Here is a 6,306-nt window from a genome sequence, read left to right on the forward strand (position 1 = left end):
GAGTAGTTTTAGCAGGTGCAGCCTTTGCCGGAGTAGCCTTAACCGGAACCTTTTTTACCTCCTTCTTTGCCAGCTGCGGAATAATTTCTTCCTTAGATTTTGGGCGGTCTTTTGGTTTCCAGATAAATCCTTTCAAAATTTTATCATCTTCGGTTAGCTTGTCGATAGGCTTGGTTGAAGCCTGAACAGCCCGGATAAAGTTTATACCTCTAAGCTTTCCGTCGGCGAAATTCATTTTTATCCGGCTGCTGACCTGGTGATTTAGTCCTACATAAGCAGAATCATCTTTTACATAGTATACACTCTCCGCATTACCATCCACAAATAACTGATTGAGTTTATTATCCTTAAAGTAACCAGTAATTACTTTCCCTTTGATCTGGTTGAATTTCGAAGAATCAGAATCTTCCGAATTAACGATAAAGCTATTATGCTGCAGAAGCATATTATTCAGCTTCTTATTCTTCATCTGAAGATAAATGGTATCTCCGGTAAGCTGAGAACCCTGGGCCCATACAATAGGTTTAACAAAACACCTCACGGTTGAATCTGAATAGCTGAAAAACATAGAATCAGCCCTTGCCTGGAGATCTGATTTATAGATCTTAGCGTCATGATAAGCTATAATGATCCTGTTTCTGGCGGTGTCAAGGGGAATGGAATCTGCTTTAACTGCGCTCACATTTTTGGGATTTACCGTAGTCTTGGCAGTAGCCGTTGATGGCTTGTTTGCTACTTTCGGCTTTATGGTATCCGGTAATGCTGCTACAGGTTTAGGCTTAAGTTCCGGTGGAGCTATTTTTTTATCGGGCAGCACGGGCTCGGTGGTTTTTGGCGGTTCCTGATTCGTAGAACCGACCTTTGGCGAGAAATCAGCTTTCCCACCAGGGGCGGTGGAAGTCGGGGGCTCAACCAGCGCTATTGGCGTTTCGGCTGCCAATTCTTTATCAGATTTTAGTTCTTCCTTTTTATAAGGCTGTACATCCCGCGTGTATATCACCTTGCTAAAAAGCGTATCTGCAGTAAACCAGATGGAGTCAACTTTCGACGAATCTGATTCTGTGATAATCACTACATAGGGATTTTTAGTTACCAGGATACTTTCATCCGATTTCCTGTAAAGGCCCATTCCACCTCTTAGCTCCGCTTTCTCTGCCGTATCAATAAATGTAATATTGCCAATCGCACGTCCGAAACCAGCATTCCGGTCGTAGAACAAGCTATCGCCTTTGAGCGATTTACTTCCCTGAGTGTAGAGATTCTTTCTGCCAAACCGAGCCTGATCGTTGGAAGTGTTATACGTCCCGTTTTCGGTATAGAGGGTATCATCTTTACCATAAATATTCGTAGGGCCGTAGAAGTAGGCAATCTTAGAATTTGAATTATATCTTAAAGTATCGGTTTTGATTAGCGCATCGGGAGTAGTTAGTACCACATTATACCTAAAATAGGCATCGCGGGTCGACTCAAAATAGTATCCATTCTTACTGGTAAGCACATTTTGTCCGTTGACGATTTGTCCGCCACCGTTGTAAGTCCCTACCTTAGTGTTCATATTGTACGTTAATACAGGAGTAGTAAGGGTAGCATCTTTATCGATCATCCTCACATTATTTGTAAGGATTGCCAGTTTAGTGTTCCCATTATAATTCAAGAGGTCGGAATATATGACTGTTCCCGAAGGCTGAGTAATCACCACATGGCCAAATGCATCAAAAACATTCGATTCAAAATTAACATCCGCACTATCGGCTGCCAGCGTCGAGCCGTCATGTTCGAAAACAGGGCCAATTACGCGGGCAAATCCTTGCTTCTGGAAGCCTTTGGTTACTATAGAACTCTGAAGTTTGATCTTTGTGCCTTGTGCCATAGCAGCAAAGGTTAGAACAGAAAACAGAACAGAAAATAGGATTTTCCTCACCTTACAAAAATAGTTTTTTGGCTAAGGATTTTAATTAAATAATTTTGAGCTGATGGACATCCTTAACCGACTCAGCACATTTATCAAACAACATGCCCTTTTCGATTCGGGAGAGCGCATATTGCTTGCTGTAAGCGGGGGCCGCGACTCCGTGCTGATGGTACATCTGTTTAACGAATCGGGCCTAAGCTTTGGTATTGCGCACTGTAACTTCGGCCTTCGCGGCGTAGAATCAGAAAAAGACGAGCAGTTTACTTCAGATTTAGCCGCCGAATTGGAAGTTCCCTTTTATAGCACCACCTTCGATACTACCCAATATTCTCAGGAACATCATATTTCCATACAAATGGCGGCGCGGGACCTTCGTTATCAGTGGCTGGAAGAAATACGGGTAGATTTCGGATTTCAATACATCGCCGTTGCGCAGCATCAGAACGATGTCATGGAAACCATGCTCCTTAATCTTACCCGCGGGACCGGCATCGCAGGCATGCATGGTATACTACCAAAAAAAGGAAAAATAATCCGGCCCCTATTATTCCTTAAAAGGGATGAAATTGACCAGGCTTTGGAAGAAAAAGGATATACATACCGGGAAGACAGTTCTAACGAATCCACGAAATATGCCCGGAACAAGCTTCGACTGGAAGTTATACCTGTACTGAAAGAACTAAATCCTTCTCTGGAAGAAACGTTCGAAGCTAATCGTAAACGCTTCGAAGAACTTGAAATCCTTCTTGATGCACGTGTGAAAGAATTAAAGTCAGATCTTTTTAAGGAAGTTAACAGTGGCGAATATGAGATCAGTTTGCAAGCCTTGAAAGCTCTCCATCCAGCCGATACTCTTTTGTACGGCTTGTTCCATCCCTTCGGTTTTACTGAAGCCGTTCTTCGGGATTTCAAACGTGCATGGGATGGTGAACCGGGGAAAATATTCTGTTCCAATTCATATGACCTATGCCTGGATCGGGATAAGGTGATTCTGGCAAAAAAGAAAAAAGAAATTGAAGGAGCCGTTTACATCAATTCGCCGGACACCGATGTAGCATGGAATGGAAAGTCCTATAGGGGAGAAAGTAAAACGCTTGAGCAATTCACACTTAAAAAAGAAAACGCCCTTGCCCAATTAGATTTTGGACTTTTAAAATTCCCGCTCACCCTGAGGCACTGGAATGATGGGGACCGCTTCCATCCTCTTGGATTAAAGGGCACCAAAAAACTAAGCGATTTTTTTATTGAACAAAAGGTTCCTCTAAGCAGGAAAAACGATATCGGCATATTGGAAAATGGCAATGGTGATATCCTCTGGGTAGCTGGATTCCGCATCGATGAGCGCTATAAAATTAGCACTAACACCAAAAAAGTTTTTATCTTCGAACAAACGACCTGAACATGCAGAACCCGCCTGTCTTTATTGAAAAACAATATCTCGGCCGCGATTACAGCCGGATAAGCGTCAGGATGGTAATGGCATTATTCTGTTTCGCTGCTTATTTTATTACTGAGAGAAGAGAAGAGAATGCCTCGCTGTTTCTGGTTGTAGGATGCGGGATCCTTATAGTTTCAGTAATAATGATGTTCCTGCTTCACTATAAAACTACTGTACAAAACAGAAGTATTGTACTCGATGGATTGTGGACGACCAAAAAAGTCAAGATCGATTTAAACAGCATCGTTAAAATTGAAAGGACTGCTTACAGTTCATACCTGATCAATAACCCGGTATATAACCTTCATCAAAAAGGAACTGTGAGGTTCTATGCTGGCGGCAAAGACGCGATCAAGCTAACAGACCGGGATGGGCTGGTATATGTTATTGGGACGCAGAGTGCGGGGGAGTTGGAGGAGAGCATAAAAATGCAACTGAAAACTGAAAACTGAAAACGCAATCTTGCGCTATATTCAAATTCAGTTTTCAGTTTCCACTACATCTTCAGTCCGATTTCCCTCAACCTTTCATCCAAATACGCCCCCGCAGTAATATCATCATACGCTTTAGGGTGCTCCTGATCGATGCAGGATTCCAGGGCAGTAAGGTCCATGTTTGCTTTAGGGTGTAGGAAGAAAGGAACTGAAAAACGCGATGTTTTCATTAATTCGCGGGGAGGGTTAACTACCCGGTGTGTGGTTGATTTCAGCTTATTGTTGGTTAAGCGTTGAAGCATATCGCCAACGTTAACTACGATATCTTCCACATTCGGTTTAACAGGATACCATCTTCCATCGCGTGTAAGGACTTCCAGTCCATCCGCGCTTGCACCGATTAGTAATGTGATCAGGTTTATATCTTCATGAGCTCCTGCGCGAACTGCATCAGCAGGCAGGCTATCTGGATTCTCAATCGGGAAATAATGAATACCTCTCAATATTGAATTACCATTATGAACTTTATCGTCGAAATAGTTTTCAGGAAGGTTCAGGTATACGGCGATAGCATGAAGTAAATGTTTCCCTGCCGTTTCAAGGCGCTGATAAACTTCGCGAGTTATTTCGTTGAAACGGGGAAGTTCTTCAACGATCACATTATCAGGATACTCATCCTTGATAGGATCACCATCGCTCACAACCTGTCCGCTTTGCCAGAACTCTTTTAAGTCTGGCGTTTTCGAATCTTTCGCTTTTTCCCTGCCTTTACTGGTATAACCTCTCTGGCCGGCAAGTTCCGCTTTCTCATACATTAACTTCTGTTCATCAGGCATGCTGAAAAACTTTTTCACTTCAGCGTAAAGCTCATCCATGAGTTCCTTGGTCATGCCATGATTGGCGATGGTTACAAAACCCGTTTCATTGAATGCTTTACCTATATTATCAGAAAATTGCTTTTTCTGTTCCGGGGTACCTTTAACGTAATCGTTAAGGTCCAGGCGGGGGATGTTTACTTCGGTTGACATATATTTAGTTTAACAGGGTACTTTTTAGTGGTAAGTTATAGGTTGTAAGTTATAAGTGGCAATCGCATAAACTACCGTAACAGACTTACAACTTAATACTTATAACTTACAACTTACTACTTTTCCAGAACGCTCGTCACCATTTTCTCCAGCTCCTCAATATCAAAAGGCTTCGCCAGAAAATTATCTGCGCCGGCAACTTTGGCAAGGGCTTTCACATCATTATTAGCAGAGAAATAAATGATAGGAATCTGATTTAGTGCTGGAGTGGCTTTAATCGACTGCGTGGCTTTAATACCACCGACATCAGGGATCCAGTTATCCATCAGAATAATATCTGGCATTATCCCCTCAACGGTCTCAACTATATTCTTGCAATGGTTACGAGTATGGACCTCCCAGCCATTTTCTTCAAGGATATAAGTACAGATTGATAGGATATCCTCATCATCATCACAAATTAAAATCTTCTTCGTCATAATTTTTTTCTTAACCTGAGAGCTGATGTTTTTTTAAAAATTATCTATTTTGTCAATGCGGATTAAAAATAACTATTATTACATAATATCCAAGCTGGAATCAATTTAACAAACATTCCGCGGTTTCCTATCGGAATAAGAGATATTTAAATCCAAACTTTTTTTTCCTTTACAGGTTAAACTTAGAAATATTGACAAAAATAAAACTCTTTTTATATGAATAATATATTTCGTGGCTTAATAGCAGGTTGGGGCGCATCTAAATTAGGTGGCGGATGTTTAGGTACTGTCGTAGTTTTCGTAATAATCTGGTATGCCCTGGGGCATTGTTAAGACTTACGAATATGACGGTAACGCAAAATCATCAGTACTGAGATAATCAGCACCACAACAACAGCGGTTTTCAAACAGCAAATATACACTATTTCTGGAATTGGAAATATTCAATTTATTTGGAATTGCTAATATATTTAGCAAGCTTTGTTGTGTATGGATGATAAGGAAAAAATCAAAGCTGCTATAACGATGTTGAAACAGCTTAAAAAGATGGTTGGCTTCTTTATGAAGAAGGAGATTGCGGAGCTTATTGAGAAACTGGAAGAACCGGCGCTTGCAGCACAGCGGGATAACCGGGAATTAAGATAAAGACAAGCTTTATATAAACAAGACGCCTATTTTTACCGCAAAGGGCGCAAAGTTTTACGCAAAGGACGCAAAGTTTTAACTGACTCGTCCTGAATTAGGTTGACAGTTTTTTTATAAAGATAAATACATTTATTGTTGTTGTCGTGTTAAGATGTGGGGAACGCGTAGCGTTGTCCACATCTTAACACGATTTTCTTTTTTTGCTTCTTTTTTTCTTTTTAAAAGTGCCGTCATTTTTGTTGCAAACTAGCCTTCCACCAGCACCTCCTTTGCTGGCCTTTTTTTATAATAATTCTTCCAGTGTCGTTTAAGCTTTAGTTTTCGGCCATGGACTAATGCTGGTGTAAGCATCGAAATGCTACTGTGCGGC

The 6,306-nt window shown here is 41.3% G+C and carries 6 protein-coding genes; 3 read left to right on the top strand and 3 right to left on the bottom strand.

Translation table 11 applies throughout. The annotated features are described in order from the left end of the window. On the bottom strand, nucleotides 1–1,921 hold a 1,921-nt coding region (locus WBJ10_RS05625), incomplete at its 3' end, for an OstA-like protein (RefSeq protein WP_424288552.1). Nucleotides 1,922–1,973: 52 nt separating this feature from the next. On the opposite strand from WBJ10_RS05625, the gene tilS reads away from it, so the two are divergent. After that, a complete protein-coding gene (gene tilS / locus WBJ10_RS05630) occupies nucleotides 1,974–3,311 on the top strand; it encodes a tRNA lysidine(34) synthetase TilS (RefSeq protein WP_424288553.1) in 1,338 nt (445 codons plus the stop codon). 2 nt (nucleotides 3,312–3,313) lie between these two features. After that, complete coding sequence (locus WBJ10_RS05635) at nucleotides 3,314–3,802, top strand: hypothetical protein (protein WP_424288554.1); 489 nt, start codon at nucleotides 3,314–3,316, stop codon at nucleotides 3,800–3,802. 44 nt (nucleotides 3,803–3,846) lie between these two features. Here WBJ10_RS05635 and WBJ10_RS05640 read toward each other — a convergent pair whose 3' ends face one another. Both WBJ10_RS05640 and WBJ10_RS05645 read right to left on the bottom strand, forming a co-directional pair. Continuing rightward, on the bottom strand, nucleotides 3,847–4,812 hold the full coding sequence (locus tag WBJ10_RS05640; protein WP_424288555.1) for an isopenicillin N synthase family dioxygenase: 966 nt from the start codon (nucleotides 4,810–4,812) through the stop codon (nucleotides 3,847–3,849). Nucleotides 4,813–4,928: 116 nt separating this feature from the next. Next, nucleotides 4,929–5,291, bottom strand: coding sequence for a response regulator (locus tag WBJ10_RS05645; protein ID WP_424288556.1), 363 nt, complete (start codon nucleotides 5,289–5,291; stop codon nucleotides 4,929–4,931). Nucleotides 5,292–5,780: 489 nt separating this feature from the next. On the opposite strand from WBJ10_RS05645, the gene WBJ10_RS05650 reads away from it, so the two are divergent. After that, nucleotides 5,781–5,936: a hypothetical protein gene (locus WBJ10_RS05650; RefSeq protein ID WP_424288557.1), complete on the top strand. Its 156-nt coding sequence runs from the start codon at nucleotides 5,781–5,783 to the stop codon at nucleotides 5,934–5,936. Nucleotides 5,937–6,306 lie beyond the last annotated feature (370 nt).

The organism is Daejeonella sp., from assembly GCF_049655485.1.
GTDB lineage: Bacteria > Bacteroidota > Bacteroidia > Sphingobacteriales > Sphingobacteriaceae > Daejeonella.